The 578-nt window shown below is 41.7% G+C and carries 1 protein-coding gene; it reads left to right on the top strand.

What is annotated here, in order from left to right; all coding sequences use genetic code 11:
* Positions 1–578 (top strand): AMP-binding protein (locus tag A3756_RS04310; protein ID WP_156490260.1); only part of this gene is annotated, 578 nt, incomplete at both ends.

The following is a 578-nucleotide window of genomic DNA, read 5'->3' as shown; positions in this document are numbered from 1 at the left end:
ACAGCCAAAGTGCTGTTCGAGAAGTTCAACATATTCTGGATTTCTCTCAAGCGAAGTTAGCCATCACCAAAAATAATTTGGCAATAAACTTAGAAAACTCAGTTCAACACCTCAAGGTAGAGGCAAATGAATTTGAGCTATTATTAGACACGGAAGCAGCGAAACCCGACTTAGACCAGTGGGTAATCCCAGCTGTTGAGCACAACGCGCTAATCTTGTTTACCTCTGGCACCACAGGAGACCCTAAAGGTGTCATGCTTTCTCATAGTAACCTGCTTGCTAATACTCAATCAATTGTCCAATACCTGAGCTTAAGTGCGACCGACTGCACCTATTGCGTATTACCATTCACATACAGCTACGGCAACTCAGTATTACAAACTCATATTTATGCTGGGGCAAGTATTTGCTTAGGGCAGTCAATGCTCTACCCTAAACTCATTGCTGAAGACTTAAACAAAGCAAGCATTACGGGTTTTTCTGGTGTACCCTCAACATTTCAAATTCTTTTACATAAGACTAGCTTTGCCAAAATACATCCGCAACTTAGATATATTACCCAGGCAGGTGGAAGTATG

The sequence above is a fragment of the Oleiphilus sp. HI0086 genome (assembly GCF_001635225.1).
Note: the sequence above shows the minus strand (reverse complement) of the source record. Positions and strands in the feature narration are given on the sequence as shown.